Origin of the sequence: Bacillus cereus group sp. Bc061, assembly GCF_027715825.1 — a bacterium.
Lineage (GTDB): Bacteria > Bacillota > Bacilli > Bacillales > Bacillaceae_G > Bacillus_A > Bacillus_A paranthracis.
Genome location: NZ_JAQFTZ010000004.1, coordinates 24,524 through 47,766 on the forward strand (window position 1 = coordinate 24,524; position 23,243 = coordinate 47,766).

Below are 23,243 nucleotides of genomic sequence, written 5' to 3' on the forward strand. Positions count from 1 at the left end.
TTCAACAAAATACGGCATATACTGTCATCATTACATGTAAACAAAAAAGCTTTGGATTTCTTTATCCAAAGCTCCTTTGGAACATATTATTACTTTTCATACTTTCCAATCTTTTTTAATAAATCCAGTAATTCGTCCTTTTCCTCTTTCGTTAACATTTCAAAAGACTGATGAATAACTTGCTCATGCCCTGGAAAAATAGAAGAAATAAAGTTCTCTCCAGATTCAGTTAATTGTGCATAAATAACACGTCGGTCATTCGGGCATGGAATTCTCTTTACTAGTCCCTTTTTCTCTAACTTATCTACAACATATGTAATGCTGCCACTAGCTATTAAAATACGCTCACCAATTTGCTGAAGTGGTTGACCGCCTTTATGATATAGCAGTTCTAATACAGCAAACTCAGTTGGATTTAAACCGTTACTTTGTATAGACTTATTTGTCGTATCCATAACAGAACGATGTACACGAGATAATGCAATAAATACTTTTAAAGATTGAGAAATATCTTCTCGTTCATTATTTGATGTCATACAACTTTCAACCCTTCACTTAAATTCTCAATAATAAAAAGAACAAAATAGTACTTCATATAAATTCCGAATGAGTATTCACTCATTCATTATCTCTCCCCAAATATATTATGAATGATTCTTGAATAAAAACATGACAATTTTAACATAGTTTATATATAATGATAATAAAAAAGAAGGAGTACCAAATTTGAAATTCAAATTCCACAGCATAGTTTTATATATATTGCTTGTTATCCTACCAACAACAGGGATTGGTGCTACATTTTATTCATATCATTCGTATAAAATGAAACAAGAAAATAAACAAGTTGCCCATACGGTTCTCTTTTTATATAGAGACTATTTAGATCACCACCTTGGCGAAGCAATTTCTGCCCTAGAAATGCTCGCAAAGGTCGTAGGAACCGAGACTGGAAATATTAATGGGATGAAAGAAATTGTACATGATACAGATGGAAACGATGCACGTTTTTCTGGTCTATATTACGCTACACCAGAAGGTATCATTACAATCGCATCGGAAGGTGACCGACCACCTGTTGATGTCTCAGATCGTAAATATATTCAAAACGCCTTACAAACTAAGAAAACAACTGTATCATCCGTCATTACAGATCGTGTTCTTGGCCATCAAGCTATTATGATTGCTTCCCCCATTTTTAATAAACAGAAGGAGCTCTCAGGCTTATTGTTAGCAAGTTTACGCTTTGACTACATTTCATCATCTTTAAATGCCATTAAGCCACAATACCATTTTGAAGTAACTGATAAGTATGATGTAGTTTTTCTAACCGATGATAATAACGAAACAAGTGATGCACATTCTAATATGCTTACTACTCCACTCCAAAGATTAGATTGGAAGGTCTCTGTTTCTCCGTTACCTATTCATCAAAAAACTTTAAACCAGTGGGTTGCCGTAGAATGTATAGCTACTTTATTTTTAATGTCAATTTTATTTTTACTCGCTCAATATATGTTGTTAAAACGACAAACAAAACTAGAAAGACAACAAAATGAACTACAAAAAATTGAATTAGTTGGAACTTTTGCAGCCAGTACCGCCCACGAAATCCGTAATCCACTTACCGGAATTAAAGGGCTCGTCGCTCTATTAAAAGAGAAATATAAAGATGAACAAGATCAGTTCTATTTTTCCATCATCGAACAAGAAATAGAACGAATTAATGAAATTGTAAGTGAATTTCTTATTCTGGGAAAGCCAACTGCAATCATTGAACAAACATATGATGTGAGAACCATTCTAAATGAGGTAGCATTAATTATTCAATCTGAGGCGAATCTACATAATATTGTATTCCATTTACATTTGCCAGACCGTCCTGTTCATATCCGATGCTCGAAAGACCATATGAAACAAGTGGTTTTAAACATTACAAAAAATGCAATTGAAGCTATGACTTTTGGCGATACACTAACTATTTTCGTAACAAACAATGAAACACACGCACAATTGCAAATTATAGATACTGGAAAAGGGATTCCAAAACATATTCAAAAACACCTCTTTCATCCGTTCTTTACTAATAAAGATACTGGAACAGGTCTTGGACTTGTCATATGTAAACGAATTATAGAGATGTACAACGGGCATATTTTTATTAACAGTATAGAAAACGAAGGAACGACAGTTCATATCGAAATTCCGTTACACATAGTATAATTATCCTTATCCCTAAAGGGTAATTATACTTATTTCATAAAACCAGCCACAAGCATTCGCCAAAAATTACTTGATTTCCCTTCATACCCAATTTGAAAAATAGGTACCTTTATAATTGATAACCATTTTGGTGTTTGTTTTTCTTTATAACACTGGTACTGTAAAATAAGCTTGTCCAATTCTTGACTAACTTGAATCGTCTCCGTACTATTTAACCCACTCGTTAAACCTAATTGAATCATCTCTTCACGTTTCATATGAATATCACGTGAAAGCTTTTCTAATGTGTACTTCCTTTTTGCAGTAAACATTCATATCCCCCTTATTATACTTCCATGCTCTCTACTTCACTTCTCCATTGAACTTTTAACTGCTTATCATATTTGAATTTGAAGAATCAGAAAATTAAACATTTTCTCCCTGTAATTTACAAATCTTTACCCTCACTTTGAGAATTATTACAAATTATTCTATCTTTGTAAATACATTCGCAATAATAGACAATTTTTTTATCTCCTTTTTTTACAAACACCAATTAAATAGCGGATTCCCTATTTTCCATATACTTTTCTTCGACATTTTTTGTTTAATTTATATAAAAACGCAAACCATAATGGTGATTGATAATATAGAAAGGAAATAGTTATATGCGCAAATATACGATTGCATTGCTTATTTTGACTATGTTTTTACCAGCCTTCTTGTTTCCTATTGAGGCTAAGGCCCATACAAATAAAGTAGCTATTGTCATTGATGACTTCGGCAATAATATGAAAGGAACTGATAAAATGTTATCACTTCCTATTCCACTAACTGTTGCTGTTATGCCTTTTCTTCCTTCCACAAAGGAAGATGCGATAGCGGCTCATAAGAAAGGACACGAAGTTATTATACATATGCCAATGGAACCGATTAAAGGTAAAAAAGAATGGCTTGGACCAAAAGCAATTACAACTGATTTAAGCGACGAAGAAATAAATAATCGACTCGAACAAGCGATTCAAGAAGTACCACATGCAATTGGGATGAATAATCATATGGGATCAAAGGTGACTGCAGACGAAAGAATTGTACGACTTATACTCGCAGCTTGTAAAAAACACGGTTTATTTTATTTAGATAGCAAAACAAATCCTAAGAGTGTCGTCCCAAAAATCGGGAAAGAATTAGGAGTACCCATTATTGAAAATCAATTATTTTTTGATGACGTGTACACAGCGGCACATATTTCAAAACAAGCCCAATTACTCATTAAAAAACTTCAAGAAAAACCGATTATGGTAGCTATCGGACATGTTGGGCCTCCAGGTGAAATTACATCACGTGTTATAGAAACCTCTATTCCTAAAATTCGTGAACATGCAGATTTTATTTTTTTATCCGATTTAGCATTATCTCCGCCTCCTGTTTCAAAATAAGATTCATGACTCAAACTAAAAAAGAGAGCAATCTGCATATAGCAAATTGCTCCCTTTCCTTTTCATCTTAAATATAATCTACATGACTCACCCTGAATCCTTTTTTCTCTATTTTTTCGATTAATTGCTTTAATCTTTTTTCATTTAACTCATCTGTTATATTGACAATAACGCGGCGAATATATTGATCGCCGTTATCTAGCGTAAATAGTCCACCGATATGAAATGCTTTCAACAATGTCCCAAGTTCTTTAATCGTTCCCTTACAATCTTGTGTTGCAATTGTTAATATATAACCACCCGTCCGCATACCAAATGAATCCTCAATAACATCAAATATATTGGAATGAGTTAAGATGCCAACAAATTCATTATAATCATTTAATACAGCTAAAAACGGCAAACGACGAATAACATAAAATGCTCTGAAAAAAGAGTCCTTTTCAAAAATAAATGCAGTGGAATCTTCCAGCATATGTTCCGTACTTAATTCCTCTAATCCACCATTACACTTCTTTTCTAAAAGATCCACTTTATAAATAATCCCCATGAATTTCTTTTCATCTTCTGCTAATACAGGGATTGCTCGAAATCCCGTTTCATTCATAATTTGCAGAGCCTTCTTACCTGAATCGTTCATTTTGCAAAATGTTACTTGCTGTTTTGGCAGAAAATGATATTTAACTCGCAAAATATGTTCCTCCTTACATGTCAACATGTAATCTATATATAATAAGGAGACCTATATTTTATGAGTAAAATTATTTTTAAAACGCTTTCATTTACTTATTGACTTGTAACGACATCACAAACATTTCATATAACAGAGCTCTTTGCACCTTTTATCATTAACAATTTTACATGGTAGTTCATTAAATATTCTATACCCTCCAACCATTTTTTCGCGTATTCTGGAGTTTTTCCCCACACAATCATGCCATAATTATGAACGAGAACTACTCCTCCACCTTCAATAAAATTCGGCACATTATTCTCTAATAAATCTGCGAATTTTTTCTCATCTTCTACAATGGGAATTGTCATTTCTGTTATACCTTCTTTTCCAAAAACACGTTCCACGCTACGTTTATCGAATGTTACTTCCCCTTTTTCTCCATACAACTCTGATATTAAATGACTATCTACAGTCTGTACTTGTAAAATACATTCTGCACTACTTTTTTTATAAATATCTGCATGCATAAATGATTCCGCAGCTGGTTTTTCTTCATTTTCAAATACTGGTTCACACATACAGTTTACAACAATAAAATCTTCTTCTGAAAATAACCCTTTATCTCTTCCTTCAACGTTTACTAAAAAAGTTAACGGCTCTTTTGACGTACAAAGTGATAAGCTAATTTTTGTACCATAAAACCAATCACGAAGTGCTAGTTCAGATTTCACATCTTTTAATTCATTCCATTTCTTTAGAAAAAATAACATTTCGTCACCCCCGGCGTAATATTCATATAATGTTCGAATCCTTTCTATGTAAAAGGAGTATTTTTTGATTATTCTAAAAATTTAATTGAATTATCACATGAGAACGCCTTTTTGTCAATATAGTTTCACGTCTCTTCTTTAAAAAGGGCTATTCATATGTCTATACTCCTGTATATTGACTATTTCATTTTATACATAAAAAATACGTTATTCTTTTTCAATCAAAGAATAACGTATTTTCTCATCTTTTATTTCATTATTGCGTTATACAAGAACTGTGCATATTGTTCACGTGTTACAAAATCATCACCTAAAAAGTTTCCTTTTCCATCACCTTTTGATATGTTATTGTCCGCTAACGCTTTCACATATTCTTCTGCCCAATGACCAGTTGGTACATCATTAAAGTTCACTTTATTATTTTCATCTTCTTTTAGCTGAAATACTTTATATAATACTACAGACATTTCGTATCGAGTTAATACTCCATCTGGACGAAACTCCCCAGTACCATCTCCTTGCATAATTCCAGCTTGCGCAACTGTAGCAATATCTTGCTCAAACATATGTCCTTTCGTATCTGTAAATCTCTCTTTCTGCTCTACTTTATGTTCTAATTTCAAATACCTTTGTACTAAAGACGCAACTTGTCCACGAGTAATACGATCCCCAAATCCAAATTGTCCATTTCCATATCCCTTAAAAATATTTTCTTTCGCTAAATAATGAATTGCTTCCTCTGACCAATGTCCTTTTGGTACATCTTTAAATTCTACTACTCCTACTTTTTCATCTTCTTTAGAATTATTGTCTTCTTTAGAAGTGTTATCTTCTTTACTTTCTACCACATTTTGAATCACAGATCCTGTGAAGAAGATTCCTGTATCCGCAAATGGATCTTTTACACCAAATTCATATACTTTCTCACCCGGTGTACTCCACTTAACTGCATCATTACTATACGTACCACCTTCGCTCTTTAAACGAACTTTTGTAGAGATTTTACCATCTTTCTCGTATATAGGTACTTTTACTTCTTTATTTACTTCTGTTTCCTCTAAAAATACTTTTTGATTTTGAACATTGATATAGGCTGTTTTACTTAGTTCTATAACTGGTCGAACATCACGAATTTCATTTGCAACAAAACTTAAGAATACTAACTTTTTCAAATTGCTAGCTGGTGTTAAGTCTGAAATATAATTCGCTTCTAAATCAAGCTTTTGTAAGTTTACTAGACTTGATAATGGAGTAATATCCTTTAACTCATTGTTAGGTAAGTGTAATTGTTTTAACTGGGTCATCTTACTTAGAGGAGTAACATCTTTTATTTCATTTTTCCCGATCCACAATTCTTCTAATTGCTTCATTTGCTCAATACCGGATAAATCTTTTACTTTATTACGTGTTAATACTAAGTCTTTTAAAGGTAATGAATATAACGGTTTAATATCTTCAATTTGATTACCTGCTAAAGTTAAATATGTTACATTTTTCAACGCGCTTAATGGCGCAACATTCGTAATTTTATTATTTGCTAAATTCAAGTAATCTAGTTGTTCCATTTTCGCTAATGCTGTTACATCTTCTATTTGGTTACCTGATAAATATAAACTTTTTACATTTTTCATTTCAATTAGTGGTGCAACGTTCGTAATTTTATTATTACTTAAATCAAGAGAATCTAAATTATCCATCTTAACAAGTGGTGTTACATCTGAAAATTCATTACCACGTAAAGCTAAATGTTTCAATTGTTTTAAGCTCGTAAAGAATGATGGATCTTTTATCTTCGCATTCGCAACTGTTAAAGATTTTAAATTTGGCATATATTTTAATGCACTATAATCCAGTATCTCATTCGTATTTAAAAACAAGTCCTTTACTTGTAATAACTCTTCTTTCGTGATTGGTGTATTTAAATCTTTTCTATTAAATACCTTTTTATTAACAAGCTCTCTTAATTTATTATCTGTTATCATATTTTGATTATCAACTGGATGATCCGTCTCCATATTGCCTGAATTAGAGTTATCATCTCGTTTCTCTGTTTCTTTGTCACCTACAGTTGGATCTTTAATTTCAAATTGAACTTGATATTTGTGATCATATCCAATAGCCGGAATAAGTATATGCATTTGCATATTGTGCTTCTTCTCAAACTCGCCAATTTCAAATTGAACTACTTTCGTTCCATTCTTCCTCTTATCTTCTGACAAAACTTTCACATCATGAAATACGCCAGGTTGGTTTTTATCCTCTATTCTAAGGTATTGAAAATAATCGCTATCTTGCATTGTTACAGTTACAATTTTTTTCCCATCCGCAATCGTTACTTTAGGACCTTTTATATATTGAGAAACCATAGATGGCTCGTCTTTTTGATCCTTATATATTTTAATCTCAGTATCGTATGTACGTTCACTAGCTGCCGCTACCGATTGGTTTGCTTCAATTTTTATTGCTGCTAACGCTGGAGTAGAGTATGCAGCAAATGGAATTGCTAATGTTGTCGCTACTACTAGCGCCTTCATATAATTTTTTTTCAAAATAATATCCCCTATCATATATAATCTTTATAATTGATAAACATTATCAATTACTCATAAATAAATGATAATGAATATCATTATCGATGTCAACGAGAATATTACATTAAATTTATATTTTTAAAGGCAAAAAATATAAAAGCCCTTTATTCAAAGAGCTTTTTTACCTATCGTATGAAGAATTTCATTTTTCTCCTTCTCATTGATGACACCAATTTTTTGCAAAATATTTGCATACAATAAAAGTTTATTATATATCCGTTCTGACATACTTCCCCTTCTTTCCTTCGACCAACTTTTTTTGTATTGGTAAATTATATGAAAGAGATGGAAAAATGTGTCCACTTTTTTTGCATAAATACAAATCTTTTATCCCGCTATTTGCAGGCAGTAAAACTCCCACCTCACAATCAGGTGGGAGTTCTACGTATTTAACAAATTGTCCATTGAATATTATGCCTTTTAACTTCCTCTTCAAAACTATAGGGCATTTTCTTATCACAAATTACATGTTGAATGCGCGAAAACGCTGCTATTCGGTAATTTCCTTTTACGCCTACCTTTGTATGATCACATAAAATATATGTTTTCTCTGCTAATTTCATCATCGCTTCTGACAGTTTCGCCTTTTCTAATTCAAAACTAGAAACTCCAAAACCAGGTAATAATCCATCAATCGAAACAAATGCTTTATGAAAATGAAATTGCTGGATAACTTGCTGCGAAATAGATCCTGATACGCGTGAATGTTTTGGAGATACTTTTCCACCAATAAATAAAACTTCACCGTGAAACATCTTTTTATTAATAGAAGAAATTAATTGTGTCGCTACTGGAAATGAACTTGTTACAATCGTTAAATTTTTGCGATGTACAAGATATGGTACCATTTGAAGTGGTGTACTTCCGTCATCAATCGCAATCACATCTCCATCTTCTACAAATGTTGCTGCTTTATACCCAATTCGCTTCTTCTCTTCTATATGTAGCATCTCTCGTTCTAACATTGGTGCCTCTATTCCAGCTCCCGGAAGTTGGACGGCTCCACCATACACTTTCTTCAACTTCTTTTCACGATCCAATTCTTCTAAATAACGACGAATCGTCTCTGTTGATACAGCAAACTCTCTCGCTAATTCTGAAACTTTTACCTTCCCTTTAAACTCTACCTTCTCAAGAATGGTTCGCTTTCTTTCTTCACCTACTACAGACATAACCTCACCCCATTGATTTCTACCTCATACACTGCCTTACTTATACAAAGTTATAACTTTCCTTTTCAACGAAAACTTCCTCGTGAATATGAATACCACGCTTTTTTAGTTCATCAAAAATAATTTGTGGTTTGACAAAAGCTTCCTCGGGTGTCACAACACCAACTTTATTTACATTCCCATTTGCGATTAGCTCTGTAGCAATCCCAAATGGAATACCGACGTTTCTCGTATAAGCTCTTAATTTTTCCCATCCTACAACAGATCCATCAGATAACGGGTGTGTATGATATAATACACGTCTTTGTTTCTCATTATTTTTCATACCTATTACTTCTACATGAAGTGCATAACCGTAAATCTCTGTTTCTTGTCCTTCTTTCGATTGCAATAAATACTTCGCAATACAATCCATTATGCCGATTTCTTTTCCATTTATTTCAACTGGATCATTACGCAATATACCGTAATCATACAATGCACGTACGAGCTGCATATTTTGCTTTGGCCAAGTTCCTCTCGTCTCTATTAGTTTAACGCCTTTATTTTCTAATGCTTTTGCTAACGTAATCGTTTCAGAATGCGGTATGATATATTGCGTTGTCTTACCATAAGGCGCCGGTAATTCAATTTCTCTTGGACGCGCAAACGGAGGCACTTGCTTAAACTCACCATCTTCATACACTGTACGCGATGGCAAATGTGGATCATATTCATATGTCGTTGTTTCTGTAATGGATGCAGAAAAAGCAATAGGACGATACGAACCATGACTTACACGAACTGACTCTACAGTATGTAACTGATTTGCTGCATGCATCGCCATCATTTGCGTTACACCTGGCGTCATACCAAACCCAGGTAAACATGTTTTTCCGTTTTGAACAAATATAGAATGCGAATCATTTTCTTCACCAAATCCATTTAAATTCACACCGTGACAACCTGCTTCTGCAATACATCGAGTAGATAATCCATTTAACTTAATTGTTGTACCATCCATTACAATGTCATAGCCCTTCATTTTTGCAACCGTATCCTCATGATTCGTTACATCTACTTTCACAAAATCAACGCGAGGATCGTTGAGCCATTCTACTACTTTAAGCCCCTCTTCTTCGTTAAAATCTGCTACTGTAATCGTCTCAAAAGATGAAAATTGCACTAAATCTAAAATTGCTTCACGACAAATTTTACCTGCTCCACCTAAGCAAAATACTTTCAACCTATAACAACTCCTTTAGCGATACTATCAACTAAGCGATGAATATCTGCCTCATGTACATCACCGATATTTCCAATGCGGAATGTATCTACTTTTGAAATTTTACCTGGATATATAACAAATCCATCACGCTTTAATTCATTGTATAATTGATCAAAATCAAACCATTCTTCTGGATAAATGAAAGATGTAATAATAGGCGATTGATATTTTTCATCTACTAGTGGCTTAAATCCGATTTCTCTCATTCGATTCACTAATAGTTTTTGATTGTTATCATATCGATTGTAACGTGCTTTTACTCCGCCCTCTTCTTCTAATTCAAGTAGTGCTTGATAAAAAGCGTGTACAACATGTGTAGGTGATGTAAAACGCCATTTTCCATTTTGATTTTCCATCGTTTCCCATTGATCGTATAAATCTAAAGATAATGAACGTGCCTGCCCTTTACATTTCAACAATTCATCGCGCTTTGCAATAACAAATCCGAACCCTGGAACCCCTTGAATACATTTATTCGCACTACTAATTAGAAAGTCAATTTGCAACTCAGCGATATCTATTTCAATACCACCAAAACTACTCATTGCATCAACTAGTGTTACTTTTCCGTATTGCTTCCCTAATTTACATACATCTACAATTGGATTGATAATACCTGTTGTTGTTTCACAATGAACAACTGCAATATGTGTAATCTCTTTATCTTGTTGTAATATCTTTTCTACTTCTACAATATTAGTAGGCTCCCACTCTTCTGTTTGACTGACCACCACATCTATATGTAACATCTCTGCCATTTGTACAATTCGCTTACCATACGCACCATTTGTACAAACAAGCAGCTTTCCGTTTTTTGGAATGACAGAACCGATTACTGCTTCAACTGAAAACGTACCGCTTCCTTGCATTAATACTGTTGTATATCTCTCTTCTTCCTTCGTTGCTAACGATACAAGTTTAGCTCTTACCTGTTGCACCATCATGTTATATTCAACATCCCACGTACACCAATCGTATAGCATAACTTCTTTTACTGTTTTTGTTGTCGTTAATGGTCCTGGCGTTAATAATAAGTAGTGATTTTCAGTCATGATCCTATTCCCCTTTTATGAAATAATAAATTCTTGTTTCTCGATTTGTTCAATTACGTTTTCGAGTCCCTGCATCGTTTCAATTGTAAAATGAGCCCCGTTTTCAACGAAACGCTTTCGAACTACTTCCATTTTTTCACGAAGTTCTACCGGATCCATAGTTTCAGCTGCCCACTCGCTTAAGCCGAGCTCACTACTACCGAGAATTACACCCACAGTCCACATACCAGCATTTCTGCCCTCTTTCATATCTGACACTGTGTCCCCGACTTTTATCATATGATTCATCGGATACACACCAAGTTCCATCGCATTTTTATAACACATCCAAGGGTACGGACGGCCTGCTGAAACATCATCTGGCGTCACAAGAACATCAGGTTTATATCCTTGTATTTCTGCTTCTTTTGCAACGATGTCCATCATTTCTCTCGTATAACCAGTTGTTGAGCCAATTTTAAGGCCTCTTTTACGTAATGAAGCAACCACTTCTTTCACCCCATCAATTGGCGTGGCATAGTGTGGCAAAATAGTAAAGAGTATTTCTTCAAACTCTTCATACATCTCGTGAATGTCTGCTTCTGTTGGTAAATGTCCGAAAACACGCTCCCACTCATTCGCAATACGAGGCATTTCTGTTAGTGCCCTTACATGATCGATCTTTAATAATCCCATCGGTTTCCGGGCTTCTTCATCTGTAATTTTAACACCACGTTTACGAAAAATTTTTATGAATACTTCCAGTGGTGCAAAACATCCGTAATCAACTGTCGTACCTGCCCAATCAAAAATAACTGCTTCTATTTTCATTCAATCCATCACCCTTCTCACTTATCTTTTTTGCCATTGTGACGTTCGGTTACGAAGTGCTTTCGTTCCCCATTCATATACAACTCTTACTACAATATTTGTAACAACAATAAGTACACTCATTGCAGCTGCTGGCGCTACATTTCCTGCATCATCCATATTTACGATTGATACGGCAGCTAGTTTAAAATCAGCTGCGTATAAGAATACAACCGCTGACACAGTTACCATCGAATTGACGAAATAGTACATGACCATTTCTAAAATTGCTGGTAAACACATCGGTACTGTTACTCTAAAGAATGTTTTATAAAACGGAATGCCCATCGACTGCGAAACAAGCTCAAACTCTCGGTCTAATTTCTTTAAAGCAGTCGTTGCGGTAACGAATGTTACAGAATAAAAATGAATGATGTTTACTAGTACTAGCACAGCAATTGTTCCGTATAAAGAATGAAACGGATTCGTTACTGAAAGTCCAAGTATTTGAATCGTTGGTTGACTAAAGAAAAAGACGTATCCCAATCCAAGTACTAAACCTGGGATTGCTAAAGGGACAATCGAGAAAAAGTAGCCTGTTTTTCGGAAAAACTTTAGCTGATCTATTTTCTCAATCGCATATGCGAACATAAATGTTAAAATTGCCCCAATAACTGCTGTAACTGCTGAGACAATCACACTATTTTTAAATGCTTCAAGTCCATCCCCTGTTAAACTCGAAAAATTAAAATGCTCAAATGTAAAACTCATATTATATGGCCATACTTTCACACTTGCAGCAATACCAACCGCCACAAATAAAAGAATAATCATAAGTGTAATCACACTACAATATATGAATGAGACTACATCTCTTTTCTTATTAGCCGTTATTCTATATGGCACTGCTTTGGAAGATAAGAAATTTGCCTGCTTTCTTTGCGTAATGCGATCAACTGCAAATGCAAATATAGCTGGAATTAATAAGATCATTCCGACAGTTGCACCCATCGGCATATTTTGTTGTCCAATTACTTGTTTGTATACATCAGTAGCAAGTACATTATATTGCCCACCAACAATTTTTGGTGCGCCAAAATCAGTAAAACTAAGTGTAAACACAACAAACATCGCACTAATTAATCCATACTTTACACTAGGTAAAGTAACAGTGAGAAATTGCTTTGTTTTACTCGCTCCCAACATATTAGAAGCTTCATATAAACGATAATCAGAACCTTGGAAAGCAATTAATAATATAAGAAATGCTTGCGGAAATGTATACATGACTTCAGCCATTACAATTCCTACTGGTCCATATAAAGGGATTTGTATACCTTCAAATAAACCAAACATCCCTTTCGTTACTAATCCTTGATTACCAAATAAATATGTCAGTGCGATACCATGCATCATCGTTGGTGCGAATAATGGTAACAACGCGACATATTGAAATACACGCTTTCCAAATACATTCGTACGAGCGATCGCATAGGCGTAAGCGAAAGCAAGTGTCACTGCAATAATTGTTGTCGCGCCCGAAATCCATATCGTATTTTGTAATGATTGAACTAATGTTGGGGTTGTGAAATATTTACTGAAATTCGCAACACCAATGAAAGCTCCATCTTTATCATAAAAAGCTTGTGTAAACAATTGTAATAGTGGTAATACAAGCATAATCAAAAAAGCAAGAATCATACCAATAATTAATAGTCTTTGTATCCATTCTTCTTTACCGATACGTCTCTTAATCTTTTTTTTCGTACTTTCTACCTTTAAGTCTTCTAACATCTCCATCTATACAACAACCTTCTTTCCATATGACAACATATGATTTTCTGAGAAAGAGATTTGAATCGGATTTCCTTTCCTAATAGCTGTTTTTTCTACTTCTGATGCCAATATATCTACAACGATTTTCTCATTATATAGATGTGTTTTTTCATCTATAACTCGCACTTCTGTCCGGTATACAGATCCACGAAATTCCATACTTTCCACAACCGTTTTAATACCATCATTTTGTACAATCGTTACATGTTCAGGACGAATTGCATGTTCTTCATTATTTTTCGAAAAGAAATTAATAGAACCAATAAAATCTGCCACAAACGGATTGGCTGGTCTTTGATAAATCTCCTCTGGTGTTCCAATCTGCATAATTTCCGCATGATTCATTACAACAATTTTATCAGCCATCGTTAATGCCTCTTCTTGATCATGCGTGACCATAATAGTTGTTACTCCTACTTTTTCTTGCAAATCACGCATTTCTCTACGTAACTTTTCACGTACTTTTGCATCTAAAGCAGATAACGGCTCATCGAGTAACAAAATATCCGGAGACAGAGCGAGCGCACGTGCAAGTGCTACTCGCTGCTGTTGTCCACCAGACATTTGAGCAGGATATTTATCTTTTACATTCAGTAAATCAACTAGTTCTAACGCCGATAGCGCCTTCTCTTTTACTTCTGCTTTTCCATACTTTTTCGTCTTTAAGCCGTATTCAATGTTTTCAAGTGCTGTTAAATTCGGAAATAATGCATATGATTGAAACACCATTCCGAAATTTCTCTTTCCAGGAGGTAATGCTGTAATATCTTTTCCATTCACAGCTATACTGCCTGTTGTCGCCTCTTCTAGCCCTGCTAAAATTCGAAGCAATGTTGTTTTCCCACAGCCACTTGGGCCTAATAAACATACAAACTCATTTTTTTTCACAGTAAAAGAAATATCTTTTAACGCTGTAAATGCATCAAACTGTTTTTGAATGTGTTGAATTGATAAATATTCGCTCATTTTTTCTCTCTCCCACTCACTTACTTTTTCGGTTCTGCTTTTTGGCCAAACTCTTTTTCCCATTTTTCTAAAATTTTGTCGCGATTTTCTGCTGCCCACTTAAAGTCATTCTTTTTGTATAATTTTTCCGTCACATCTTTAGGGAATCCATCTGGAAGTTTATAATCATTTTTAATTGTCGCAAATCCATTTTTCTCGAAGTATAACTTCATTACATCATCAGTAATTGCCCAATCTAAAAATGCTTGCGCTAATTTTTCATTTTTTTCATTATCTTTTTTAATAAGTGCGTTCGCTTCTACTTCCCAACCTAATCCTTCTTTTGGCAATACAACTTCAACTGGTGCACCTTTTTGTTTCTCTTTCAAAGCACTATAAACCATCGATACACCAACTGGATATTCACCCGCCCCCGCTAATTTCGCTGGTTTTGAACCTGAATGAGTATAAGTTGCCATATTATCATGAAGTTTCTTCATGTAATCCCAGCCTTTATCTTCACCCATAATTTGTAACCATGCAGAAACTGTTAAAAATCCTGTTCCAGAAGATGCTGGATGCGGCATAACAAGCGTTCCTTTATACTCTGGTTTCGTTAAGTCTTCGTATGATTCTGGCATCGGTAAATTTTTCTTCTTTAATTCTTCTTTATTTATAGCAATCCCCGTCATAAATGCAGTATTTCCTACCCATTTTTCTGGTTGTTTATCATCTTTAAATTGCGGTAAAACGCGATCCGCTCCTTTTGGAGAGTATCCTTTTAACATATCTTTTTTATCTAAAGCTAATAGACTTGAAGCTGCAGTTCCCCATACAACATCTGCTTGTGTATTTTTTCCTTCAGCTAGCAATTTTGCTGTAATAACTCCAGTTGAATCACGAACAATATTCAGCTTCACATCTGGATATTTCTTTTTAAAAGAATCAAGATAAATTGGTACAAGTTCTTCTTCAATTGCTGTGTAAACAGTTAATGATCCAGATAATTTATCATCTTTTACTTTTGCCCCAGCACTTTCTTCTTTCTTTGCACCACACCCCATTAATAACGAAAATACCATTCCAGTTGCTACAGCTTTAAAGATTGTTTTTTTCACTGTCTCTCTCTCCTTTTACAAATCTTATGTACAACTCAAATATAAACAACTAGTGTAAAAGCAGTATTAAACCAACATTAATCTTTTGTTTGTTGTTTGTTTTTGTGTAATACGTTGCTACTTCTATGTTTTTTCGCATTTTTCTGCTAATAATGAACACTAAATTTACAAATAATTAAAAAAACCTTTATAATCCCACAAAAAAATGAGGCGTTTGTAAAAAACGCCTCACTTTTGTTTACCTTTTTTTGAATTACGATTTGCATACTTCGCGCTATTTTCTCCTTCATACTCTAATGCAAATTCTGCATCTGGTAAGCTTTCTTTCGGAGTTTTATTATTGTTGATTGCCGCATTTTGTTTCACTTTTCTTTTTACCAATACATTCACCTGCTCTCAAAAATTCACTTTCTACTCTAGTTTGAAGCGAGCTAAAATAATTATTACTGGCAAGTGTTAACAAGTACATAAGAACTGTTAGATGGAAATACTACATATGAAGAAATCATAATAAAAAGGAGCTCTTATTTTGAAGAAGAAAGATAAAATCCAGTCACCCATTTTAGATGAAACGCTCCCGCATCAAATGAATTTCCCATCTTTTAAAGGAACAGGAAAGAAGATGCAACAACCTTTCATAAATCAATATGACGTCGTAATCGGAGACAGTAAATATGATTCCGAGAACAGTCCACTTCACAATTGGAGTGATGATGTAGATCCTGCCATTATGGCTGGAGAAGAATGGATCCATCCTACAAATGATATTGGTTGGATTTCAGAAGAAAATCAAGAGTTACTAAAAAAAGAAGGAGATAATAAGAAGGATACTTTTATGCATCCGCAATTTGGCATTAATGACTAAAAAACCATTCTACCTATGTTAGGTAGAATGGTTTCATACTATCCAATAATAATTCTCTCTTTCGGATATTTATAGCGAGGTGGCTGTTCTCTTCCGCCACTAGCTAGTATAAATGTTAAAATACCGACACGCCCGATAAACATAAGTACAATGAGTACAAGTTTACCAACAGTTGTTAAATCTGGCGTAATACCTGTCGATAGTCCTGTCGTCCCGAAAGCAGAACAGACTTCAACAATTAAACTCATAAGCGGTACATTTTCCGTAATAGATAAAATAAATAGTGCTGTGGCACATAATAAAATCCCCATTGTCATAACGACAGATGCTTTCAGCACGTCCTCTTCATGTAGCTGACGTTTGAAGACTCTAACCGTTCTCCCGCCTCTTGCAAAAGTGTATAGTGACAATATACTAACAGCAAATGTCGTTGTACGTATCCCGCCCCCAACCGAGCTTGGAGATGCTCCTATAAACATTAATATACTCATAAATAAAAGCGTCGGTTGTGACAATTCAAGTATATCCATTGTAGCAAGTCCCCCGCTTCGCGTCGTCACAGATTGGAATAGTGTATAGAAAACTGTTTCATGCCATGACTTTCCTGCTAAAAAATGATTTCGTTCTAGTAAAAAAATCATAATCGTTCCAACGACCACGAGCGCAAAAAATGTTGTTGTCGTCAATTTTGTAAATAGCGAAAAACGAAATAGTTGCTGTCTCCTTTTACTAAGGAATTGTTTCACTTCCATTAATACAGGGAAGCCGATTGCTCCTAAAATAATAAGTAACATATGAATCATTTGAACAATGTAATCTTTTTTATACGGAATTAGCGATTGTCCTGTTAAATCAAATCCGCCGTTCGTAGTTGCACTAACAGCTGCAAAAAAACCGTGAAAATAAGCTTCTTGCCAAGTTGGAAAGTAAAGTAAGAATCTTGTACCTAATAATATCGCTCCAATAAGCTCTATTGAAATAATTACAATTAAAATAGAACGCATCAATTCTACAAGACCTGATAAATTCCCTTGATTATGGTCTGCCATAATGAGTCTTCTTCTCTGCAAACCAATCTTTTTTCCTGTTATAATCCAAACGAATGTACCTAACGCCATAATTCCTAAGCCGCCCAATTGTAAAATAAGGGCTAAAATAATAATTCCTGCCGTAGTAAATGTATCTGAAATCGTAACAACAGACAGGCCCGTAACACTTACCGCACTAACCGATGTAAAAAGTGCATCTATAAATGTCCATTTGACACCAGGCTTCGTAACAAACGGTAAACTAAGCAATATCACCGATACAACTACCGCTAATAAATAAAACAGAACAATGAGTTGTACAGGGCGTAATTTTTGTAAAAACTTTTTTATATCTCTCATTCCATCACTTCGCTACCTTTTTTCTATCGATTAAATAAAGAAAAATCTTTACTTTCTTTATTTGTAAATAACTGCTCAAATATTTTAGCAAATACCATTCCATACACAGTTCCATTACCTCCATATGGCAATGCATAAAATAAATTATGTATCTTATTATCTTCTTTTAAAATAGGGAGACCATCATGACTACCGCCAAATGCTGCCGCCCAATAGTAGTCTGCCTGTATATCTTTATACTGCGGGAACATCTCTTTTATAATGTTAATAAGGACATCACGCTTATGCAATAATTTCGTATCACCGATTGTTTGAATTTGCATTGCTTCATCTAATCCGCCTACAATAATACGGTTTTTATACGTTCGAAAATATAAATACGGCCGTGCTGTTTCCCAAATTAATGATCGCTCATACCAACCTTCAAACTGATCTATTTCATTTGTTACAATTGCATAAGAAGTTTCTACTATTGTATTTTTTTCTTTCTTTCCAAAAAGTGCTTCATAACCCGTCGCCATAATAATATTCTTTGCTACAATTTGATTTCCTGTTTTCGTATAACAAATTAAATCATTTTGACGTTTTTTTATATGTATGGCCTCTGTATGTTCATATATAGTAGCACCCATTTGATTTGCTTTATGCAAAAGGCTATGCGCTAATAAATACGGATTTACCTCAGCATCACCGTGTGTATATAATGCCGCTTGTTTTGTAAAAGGATACCGTTCCTTAATATCAGATGCTGTAAAATACTCAACTGGAAACTCATAATTCTGTAACGTTTTGTATTCCTCTTGTAAAAATGAGACATCTTCACTTTTACTTGCATAATATAAACTGTTTCGCGGAATAAACTGGGGATCGATATCGAGAGTCGGTACAACTTTCTCCATTGTTCGTAACGCTTCGTAACAAAGCTTATATGCTCGCACCCCTTTTTCTTCGCCAAATGTATGGATAAGTGAGGTTAACGATTTATCATGAAGAAATTGTAATAACCCTGTATTAGCAGCTGTGCTGCCACATGAAATCATATTTTTTTCAATAAGTGTAACGCACATTCCCATTTTCGCTAACGAATACGCTATTTGAGCACCCGCTTCGCCACTTCCAACTACAAGCACATCACATATCATATCATTTTCTAACGATGGATAACAAGGCATAGAAGCTCCTGTATCCCAAAACAACTTACCAATCATAAGCTTCATAATTATACTCCTAAAATATAAATTTCTCCTTTCTATGTTTTGTTATTTTACATAAAAAATCCAACTAACATATGCTAGTTGGATTTTTTATTTTTACTTAGAGCGCTCGTCAAGCCAGTCTCCAATCGTCGGATACGTTTGTTTTACCGCTGTTCCACCGTAAACAATCGACATATGTCCCGTTGGTAAACATACATATTGTTTATCTGTGCTAGAAATATGATCTAGCAACGCTTCTACTTGGCACGGCAGGGCGATATGATCACGTTTCCCTGAAATATTTAAGACATTCGCCTTAATATTTGCAAGGTCTACCTTTTGTCCGCGAATCACAAGTTCACCCTTAACCAATTTATTATTTTGATAAAAATCACGAATCCACTGTCTGTATGATTCACCTGGGAACGGAATGCCATCGCCAACCCACTTTTGAACTAACCTCCAGCTTTCAACGAAGCGCTCATTCTCTGAACGATCTACTAAAGCAACATATGGACCAACAAAGTTCGTAATTGGTTTTAACATTTTGTTTCCGAAATCAATCATTTCTGGCGGAATATTTCCAAATGTATCAACCGCTTTATCTAGATTGAAGTATTTCTCATCTAATAAAGGGCCATATAATCCTGTTTCAGAGAAATCAAAAGGACTTGTCATAAAGATTAGGTTACGAATTGGCATGTGCGGATGAAGTGCCGCATAAATAGAAGTTAGCGTTCCCCCCATGCAATAACCAAGTAAAGAAATCTCGTCCGATTTTGCAGTTCGCATTACTTTTTTCACTGCTTTTGCAATATAATCAAACACAAAATCATCAAATTTCAAATGACTATCTTCTAAACCAAATGTGCCCCAATCAAGCATATACACATCAAAACCACGGTCCACTAAATATTCCACTAAACTATTTCCAGGAGTTAAATCCATAATATATGGTTTATTAATAAGAGCATATATTAATAGAATTGGGACTCTTTGTGTTTTTTCTTGTTTTGGAATGTAGCGATAAAGCTTCGTCTTATTCTTCGTCCAAATAACCTCTTTCGGCGTTAATCCTACTTGTGGCTCTGGTTCACGTAATAAAATTTCACTCGCCCTTTTCACTCGGCGATATGCTTTTCGGTACTCTTCTGGGTATAGCTCTAATTGCTTTTCCCATTCTGTTGCGAATGTAGTCATTTTTCTATCTCCTTTTTGGTCAATTTCCTTCTAAAAAAAGAAGTGCATTCCTGCTATGGATATGCACTTTTTTCTTACTTCATTACATATATAATCCGCCGTTAATGTTTAATTGCTGACCTGTGATATAAGCACCGTCACGGCATAGGTATACTACACCTTTTGCAATTTCATCAGCTTGACCAAAACGTTTTTTCGGGATTTTCGCAACGATTTTTTGGCGTACTTCTTCTGGTACTTCTGCTACCATTTCAGTATCAATAAACCCTGGGCAAATAGCGTTTACAGTTACATTTGTTTTTGCAAGCTCTAATGCTAATGATTTTGTAAATCCTAGCATACCTGCTTTCGCTGCTGAGTAGTTTGTTTGTCCAAATCCACCCGCTTGACCAATAATAGAAGAAATGCTAATAATTCTACCTTCTTCCGCTTCCGTTATGTATGGAAGTACCGCGCTTGTCGTATTAAACACACTGCTTAAGTTCACGTCAATTACGCGTTCCCAATCTTCACGATTTAACTTTTTGAATGTACGATCTCTTGTAATACCAGCATTATTAACAAGAATATCAACTTTACCAAAATGATTCACTGCTTCTTCTACAAGTCGGTTTGCGTCTTCTACTTTAGAAACATCTGCTTGAACTGCATAAACGTCATGTCCTTCTTTTCCTAGTTCATTTACTAAGTTTTCAGCTGCTTCTTTACTGCTGTTATAGTTAATAACAACTTTTGCGCCCTCTTGTGCTAACGCTACTGTGATTGCTTTTCCAATCCCTTTTGCCCCACCTGTTACGATTGCTACTTTGCCATTTAATTGAACCATTTCTTTTCCCCCTTAAATGAATTTGTGAACGACTATTATGAATCATTTTGGTACTCATACTATGGAGTCCCTATATAATTATGTTTCGCTGTTTATACATAGAAAAGAGATTCTCCCTTTCTCTTTCATATGTTATAAACAAGCGCTATTATCACTTTTTATTTTCTGGCTTATTCGTAGGTTTTACTTCTTCTTTTACAGGTTCTTGTAGTTTTGCTAGTACTGCATTTTGCTTTTCTAGCAATTCTAAAATTTGATCAACTTTCGTTTCTAATGTGCGAATATCTTGTTTTACTTTCGTAACATCGCGCTTTAATGTAGGAGCTTGTCCTACTGACTCTACCTTATCTTCTAGAAACTCCTCAATGTTATCCACTTTATTTTCTAAGTTAATAACAAGCGTAGCCACTCTAGCGATATCCTCTTTCGTAGGCACATTTACCTGCTCTAAATAATTTTTTGTCGTATCATTTAATGCTTTTTGATAAAACAAATTCAAATCTAGAACGCTGCCCATCCAAGCAGAATATTCTTCTGTTTTAATTGTTTCATTGAGCGCTTTTCCCCAAAATGTTTCGGTTTGTTCATAAGCATTTTTCCATGCTTGTAGTGGATCGAATTTTTGATCAATCACTTTACCTACACTCCCTTTTTCGTTTTTGAAACAATTCAACCTATTCATTATTTTCTAATATTCTGAATAAAACTTCAAGTCTATATTTTATTTTTTTCTATTTTCTAACAAATGTATTGACTTTAAAAACAGATAGGTGTAAATTGCACTTATAAGCAAAAAATTCCATCTAACTGATTCATGAGGTGATGCACAATCATGCTACATAATGAACCAGAACAACGCGAAAGTTTGGAGAACAACCAAGCAAAACAACCAAACTCCATGCCAAAAAACTTCTTAGTTCCCTTCTTACTTCTCTGTCTTAAAGACTGGAGTCTTCATGGTTACAAACTTATTCAAATGCTAATGGATATCGGCTTTTCTTCTGTTGACCAAGGTAATGTGTACAGAACACTACGCAAATTAGAAAAAGAAAACCTTATTTCTTCTACTTGGGACACAAGCGACGGAGGGCCAGCCAAAAGAATTTATTCTTTAACTGAATATGGAGAGCAATATTTAACAACATGTGCGACTTCTTTTGAGCATTATCAAAATATGTTGCGGACGTTTTTCACGTTATACACCAATGCATTCTTTCCATTTTCTACTTCTCCAGAAAAGGATGAAAAAGATTCTTCATCTTCACCTGGTGATACAGCAGAATAATCTGCGTTCACAATATGTAAAAAAACATTTGGGGGTCAAACAATGGAAACTAAACCATACGAATTAGTCGATGCATTTTGGAAAAACTGGTCTCAATCACTTTCCCTTTTCTCTTCAGCTGGGAAACAATTAGAGCAACTTACTTTAGAAACATTAAAACAACAACAAGATGCTTTGCATAAATTAACATCAGGAGTAGATGAACTAGAAAAAGAACTGCAACAATTTACTACTCAATTCAATAATCAGTATACAGATTACGTGAAGCAATTAACTGGAAACTCCTTAAATGATCAAATTAATGAGTGGCAAGACAAATGGAAAGAGCTTTCTGCTCATATGCAACAGCTAACTGTTTCTCCTACAAAAACATCTTTGTCTATCCTTACTCAAACAAGCGGTCAATTTGAAGAAACAACGAAGCAATTTATTGAACAACAACAATTACAACGTGAAGAGGCTCAAAAACAGTTAGAAGGTTTTTTGGAAGATTTCAAGACAAAACAGTTGGAACTCGCAAAAAAGTTCGAGGAAAACTCAAAAAATCTATTTACTTCCATCAAGTAAGAAAAATGTGGGAGCTAACTGCAGCACAAACAAAACTCTTTCTTCCTCCTACTACATCA

General features: G+C 34.6%; 23 protein-coding genes. 5 read left to right on the forward strand and 18 right to left on the reverse strand.

The features are described 5' to 3' along the window. Positions 1-89: 89 nt before the first annotated feature. Positions 90-536 carry a MarR family winged helix-turn-helix transcriptional regulator gene (locus PDQ40_RS16330; protein ID WP_000203341.1) on the reverse strand — a complete coding sequence of 149 codons (447 nt, stop codon included), beginning with the start codon at positions 534-536 and terminating at the stop codon, positions 90-92. Positions 537-726: 190 nt separating this feature from the next. On the opposite strand from PDQ40_RS16330, the gene PDQ40_RS16335 reads away from it, so the two are divergent. Further along, positions 727-2,223, forward strand: a complete 1,497-nt coding sequence (locus tag PDQ40_RS16335) for a DUF3149 domain-containing protein (RefSeq protein WP_000669145.1) — start codon at positions 727-729, stop codon at positions 2,221-2,223. A 29-nt stretch (positions 2,224-2,252) separates the two neighbouring features. Here the strand turns inward: PDQ40_RS16335 and PDQ40_RS16340 are convergent, their stop codons facing one another. Further along, positions 2,253-2,534: an aspartyl-phosphate phosphatase Spo0E family protein gene (locus PDQ40_RS16340; protein WP_000493391.1), complete on the reverse strand. Its 282-nt coding sequence runs from the start codon at positions 2,532-2,534 to the stop codon at positions 2,253-2,255. Positions 2,535-2,870: 336 nt separating this feature from the next. Here PDQ40_RS16340 and PDQ40_RS16345 point away from each other — a divergent pair, with 336 nt between their 5' ends. After that, on the forward strand, positions 2,871-3,641 hold the full coding sequence (locus PDQ40_RS16345) for a divergent polysaccharide deacetylase family protein (RefSeq protein WP_001234121.1): 771 nt from the start codon (positions 2,871-2,873) through the stop codon (positions 3,639-3,641). A gap of 67 nt (positions 3,642-3,708) precedes the next feature. Here the strand turns inward: PDQ40_RS16345 and cbpA are convergent, their stop codons facing one another. From cbpA to PDQ40_RS16400, 11 genes are all read right to left on the reverse strand, one after another. Next, on the reverse strand, positions 3,709-4,332 hold the full coding sequence (gene cbpA, locus PDQ40_RS16350) for a cyclic di-AMP binding protein CbpA (RefSeq protein ID WP_001264219.1): 624 nt from the start codon (positions 4,330-4,332) through the stop codon (positions 3,709-3,711). Between the two features lie 125 nt (positions 4,333-4,457). Further along, positions 4,458-5,087, reverse strand: coding sequence for a class II aldolase/adducin family protein (locus PDQ40_RS16355; protein WP_000895995.1), 630 nt, complete (start codon positions 5,085-5,087; stop codon positions 4,458-4,460). A gap of 248 nt (positions 5,088-5,335) precedes the next feature. After that, positions 5,336-7,654, reverse strand: coding sequence for an NEAT domain-containing leucine-rich repeat protein (locus tag PDQ40_RS16360; RefSeq protein WP_270691501.1), 2,319 nt, complete (start codon positions 7,652-7,654; stop codon positions 5,336-5,338). A 413-nt stretch (positions 7,655-8,067) separates the two neighbouring features. Further along, a complete protein-coding gene (locus tag PDQ40_RS16365; RefSeq protein ID WP_000117662.1) occupies positions 8,068-8,850 on the reverse strand; it encodes a DeoR/GlpR family DNA-binding transcription regulator in 783 nt (260 codons plus the stop codon). 40 nt (positions 8,851-8,890) lie between these two features. After that, positions 8,891-10,075 carry a saccharopine dehydrogenase family protein gene (locus PDQ40_RS16370; protein WP_000862149.1) on the reverse strand — a complete coding sequence of 395 codons (1,185 nt, stop codon included), beginning with the start codon at positions 10,073-10,075 and terminating at the stop codon, positions 8,891-8,893. Further along, positions 10,072-11,169 (reverse strand): 2-aminoethylphosphonate--pyruvate transaminase, encoded by a 1,098-nt coding sequence (gene phnW / locus PDQ40_RS16375; protein ID WP_000138244.1) that lies wholly within the window; start codon positions 11,167-11,169, stop codon positions 10,072-10,074. Before phnW ends, PDQ40_RS16370 begins: the two co-directional genes overlap by 4 nt. A gap of 15 nt (positions 11,170-11,184) precedes the next feature. After that, positions 11,185-11,979, reverse strand: coding sequence for a phosphonoacetaldehyde hydrolase (gene phnX / locus PDQ40_RS16380; RefSeq protein ID WP_000687359.1), 795 nt, complete (start codon positions 11,977-11,979; stop codon positions 11,185-11,187). A gap of 21 nt (positions 11,980-12,000) precedes the next feature. Next, the gene (locus tag PDQ40_RS16385) at positions 12,001-13,758 is read right to left on the reverse strand and encodes a putative 2-aminoethylphosphonate ABC transporter permease subunit (RefSeq protein ID WP_000425420.1); all 1,758 of its coding nucleotides are present in this window, start codon (positions 13,756-13,758) and stop codon (positions 12,001-12,003) included. Next, complete coding sequence (locus PDQ40_RS16390; RefSeq protein ID WP_000006183.1) at positions 13,759-14,760, reverse strand: putative 2-aminoethylphosphonate ABC transporter ATP-binding protein; 1,002 nt, start codon at positions 14,758-14,760, stop codon at positions 13,759-13,761. It lies immediately after the preceding gene. Between the two features lie 20 nt (positions 14,761-14,780). After that, on the reverse strand, positions 14,781-15,857 hold the full coding sequence (locus tag PDQ40_RS16395) for a putative 2-aminoethylphosphonate ABC transporter substrate-binding protein (RefSeq protein ID WP_000750888.1): 1,077 nt from the start codon (positions 15,855-15,857) through the stop codon (positions 14,781-14,783). A 228-nt stretch (positions 15,858-16,085) separates the two neighbouring features. Beyond that, entirely contained in the window at positions 16,086-16,247 is a 162-nt protein-coding gene (locus tag PDQ40_RS16400) for a hypothetical protein (protein WP_001997002.1), read from the reverse strand. Positions 16,248-16,386: 139 nt separating this feature from the next. On the opposite strand from PDQ40_RS16400, the gene PDQ40_RS16405 reads away from it, so the two are divergent. Next, positions 16,387-16,722, forward strand: a complete 336-nt coding sequence (locus PDQ40_RS16405; protein WP_000725962.1) for a DUF3905 domain-containing protein — start codon at positions 16,387-16,389, stop codon at positions 16,720-16,722. Positions 16,723-16,760: 38 nt separating this feature from the next. On the opposite strand, the gene PDQ40_RS16410 is transcribed toward PDQ40_RS16405, so the two are convergent. From PDQ40_RS16410 to phaR, 5 genes are all read right to left on the reverse strand, one after another. After that, positions 16,761-18,110, reverse strand: coding sequence for a TrkH family potassium uptake protein (locus PDQ40_RS16410; protein WP_001204709.1), 1,350 nt, complete (start codon positions 18,108-18,110; stop codon positions 16,761-16,763). A gap of 23 nt (positions 18,111-18,133) precedes the next feature. Further along, complete coding sequence (locus PDQ40_RS16415) at positions 18,134-19,327, reverse strand: NAD(P)/FAD-dependent oxidoreductase (protein WP_000772470.1); 1,194 nt, start codon at positions 19,325-19,327, stop codon at positions 18,134-18,136. A 93-nt stretch (positions 19,328-19,420) separates the two neighbouring features. After that, a complete protein-coding gene (phaC, locus tag PDQ40_RS16420; RefSeq protein ID WP_000206335.1) occupies positions 19,421-20,506 on the reverse strand; it encodes a class III poly(R)-hydroxyalkanoic acid synthase subunit PhaC in 1,086 nt (361 codons plus the stop codon). Between the two features lie 82 nt (positions 20,507-20,588). Next, entirely contained in the window at positions 20,589-21,332 is a 744-nt protein-coding gene (locus PDQ40_RS16425) for an acetoacetyl-CoA reductase (RefSeq protein WP_000250412.1), read from the reverse strand. A 151-nt stretch (positions 21,333-21,483) separates the two neighbouring features. Then, positions 21,484-21,966 carry a polyhydroxyalkanoic acid synthase subunit PhaR gene (phaR, locus tag PDQ40_RS16430; RefSeq protein ID WP_000566940.1) on the reverse strand — a complete coding sequence of 161 codons (483 nt, stop codon included), beginning with the start codon at positions 21,964-21,966 and terminating at the stop codon, positions 21,484-21,486. Positions 21,967-22,164: 198 nt separating this feature from the next. On the opposite strand from phaR, the gene phaQ reads away from it, so the two are divergent. Beyond that, positions 22,165-22,617 carry a poly-beta-hydroxybutyrate-responsive repressor gene (gene phaQ / locus PDQ40_RS16435; RefSeq protein ID WP_000903020.1) on the forward strand — a complete coding sequence of 151 codons (453 nt, stop codon included), beginning with the start codon at positions 22,165-22,167 and terminating at the stop codon, positions 22,615-22,617. A gap of 42 nt (positions 22,618-22,659) precedes the next feature. Further along, positions 22,660-23,184 carry a polyhydroxyalkanoic acid inclusion protein PhaP gene (gene phaP / locus PDQ40_RS16440; RefSeq protein WP_000448589.1) on the forward strand — a complete coding sequence of 175 codons (525 nt, stop codon included), beginning with the start codon at positions 22,660-22,662 and terminating at the stop codon, positions 23,182-23,184. Positions 23,185-23,243: the final 59 nt, after the last annotated feature.

Coding starts and splice junctions, on each gene's coding strand:
- PDQ40_RS16330 (WP_000203341.1), bottom strand. CDS start 536: ATGACATCAAATAATGAACGAGAAGATATTTCTCAATCTTTAAAAGTA.
- PDQ40_RS16340 (WP_000493391.1), bottom strand. CDS start 2,534: ATGTTTACTGCAAAAAGGAAGTACACATTAGAAAAGCTTTCACGTGAT.
- PDQ40_RS16345 (WP_001234121.1), top strand. CDS start 2,871: ATGCGCAAATATACGATTGCATTGCTTATTTTGACTATGTTTTTACCA.
- PDQ40_RS16355 (WP_000895995.1), bottom strand. CDS start 5,087: ATGTTATTTTTTCTAAAGAAATGGAATGAATTAAAAGATGTGAAATCT.
- PDQ40_RS16360 (WP_270691501.1), bottom strand. CDS start 7,654: ATGATAGGGGATATTATTTTGAAAAAAAATTATATGAAGGCGCTAGTA.
- PDQ40_RS16365 (WP_000117662.1), bottom strand. CDS start 8,850: ATGTCTGTAGTAGGTGAAGAAAGAAAGCGAACCATTCTTGAGAAGGTA.
- phnW (WP_000138244.1), bottom strand. CDS start 11,169: ATGACTGAAAATCACTACTTATTATTAACGCCAGGACCATTAACGACA.
- phnX (WP_000687359.1), bottom strand. CDS start 11,979: ATGAAAATAGAAGCAGTTATTTTTGATTGGGCAGGTACGACAGTTGAT.
- PDQ40_RS16385 (WP_000425420.1), bottom strand. CDS start 13,758: ATGGAGATGTTAGAAGACTTAAAGGTAGAAAGTACGAAAAAAAAGATT.
- PDQ40_RS16390 (WP_000006183.1), bottom strand. CDS start 14,760: ATGAGCGAATATTTATCAATTCAACACATTCAAAAACAGTTTGATGCA.
- PDQ40_RS16410 (WP_001204709.1), bottom strand. CDS start 18,110: ATGAGAGATATAAAAAAGTTTTTACAAAAATTACGCCCTGTACAACTC.
- PDQ40_RS16415 (WP_000772470.1), bottom strand. CDS start 19,327: ATGAAGCTTATGATTGGTAAGTTGTTTTGGGATACAGGAGCTTCTATG.
- phaC (WP_000206335.1), bottom strand. CDS start 20,506: ATGACTACATTCGCAACAGAATGGGAAAAGCAATTAGAGCTATACCCA.
- PDQ40_RS16425 (WP_000250412.1), bottom strand. CDS start 21,332: ATGGTTCAATTAAATGGCAAAGTAGCAATCGTAACAGGTGGGGCAAAA.
- phaQ (WP_000903020.1), top strand. CDS start 22,165: ATGCTACATAATGAACCAGAACAACGCGAAAGTTTGGAGAACAACCAA.
- phaP (WP_000448589.1), top strand. CDS start 22,660: ATGGAAACTAAACCATACGAATTAGTCGATGCATTTTGGAAAAACTGG.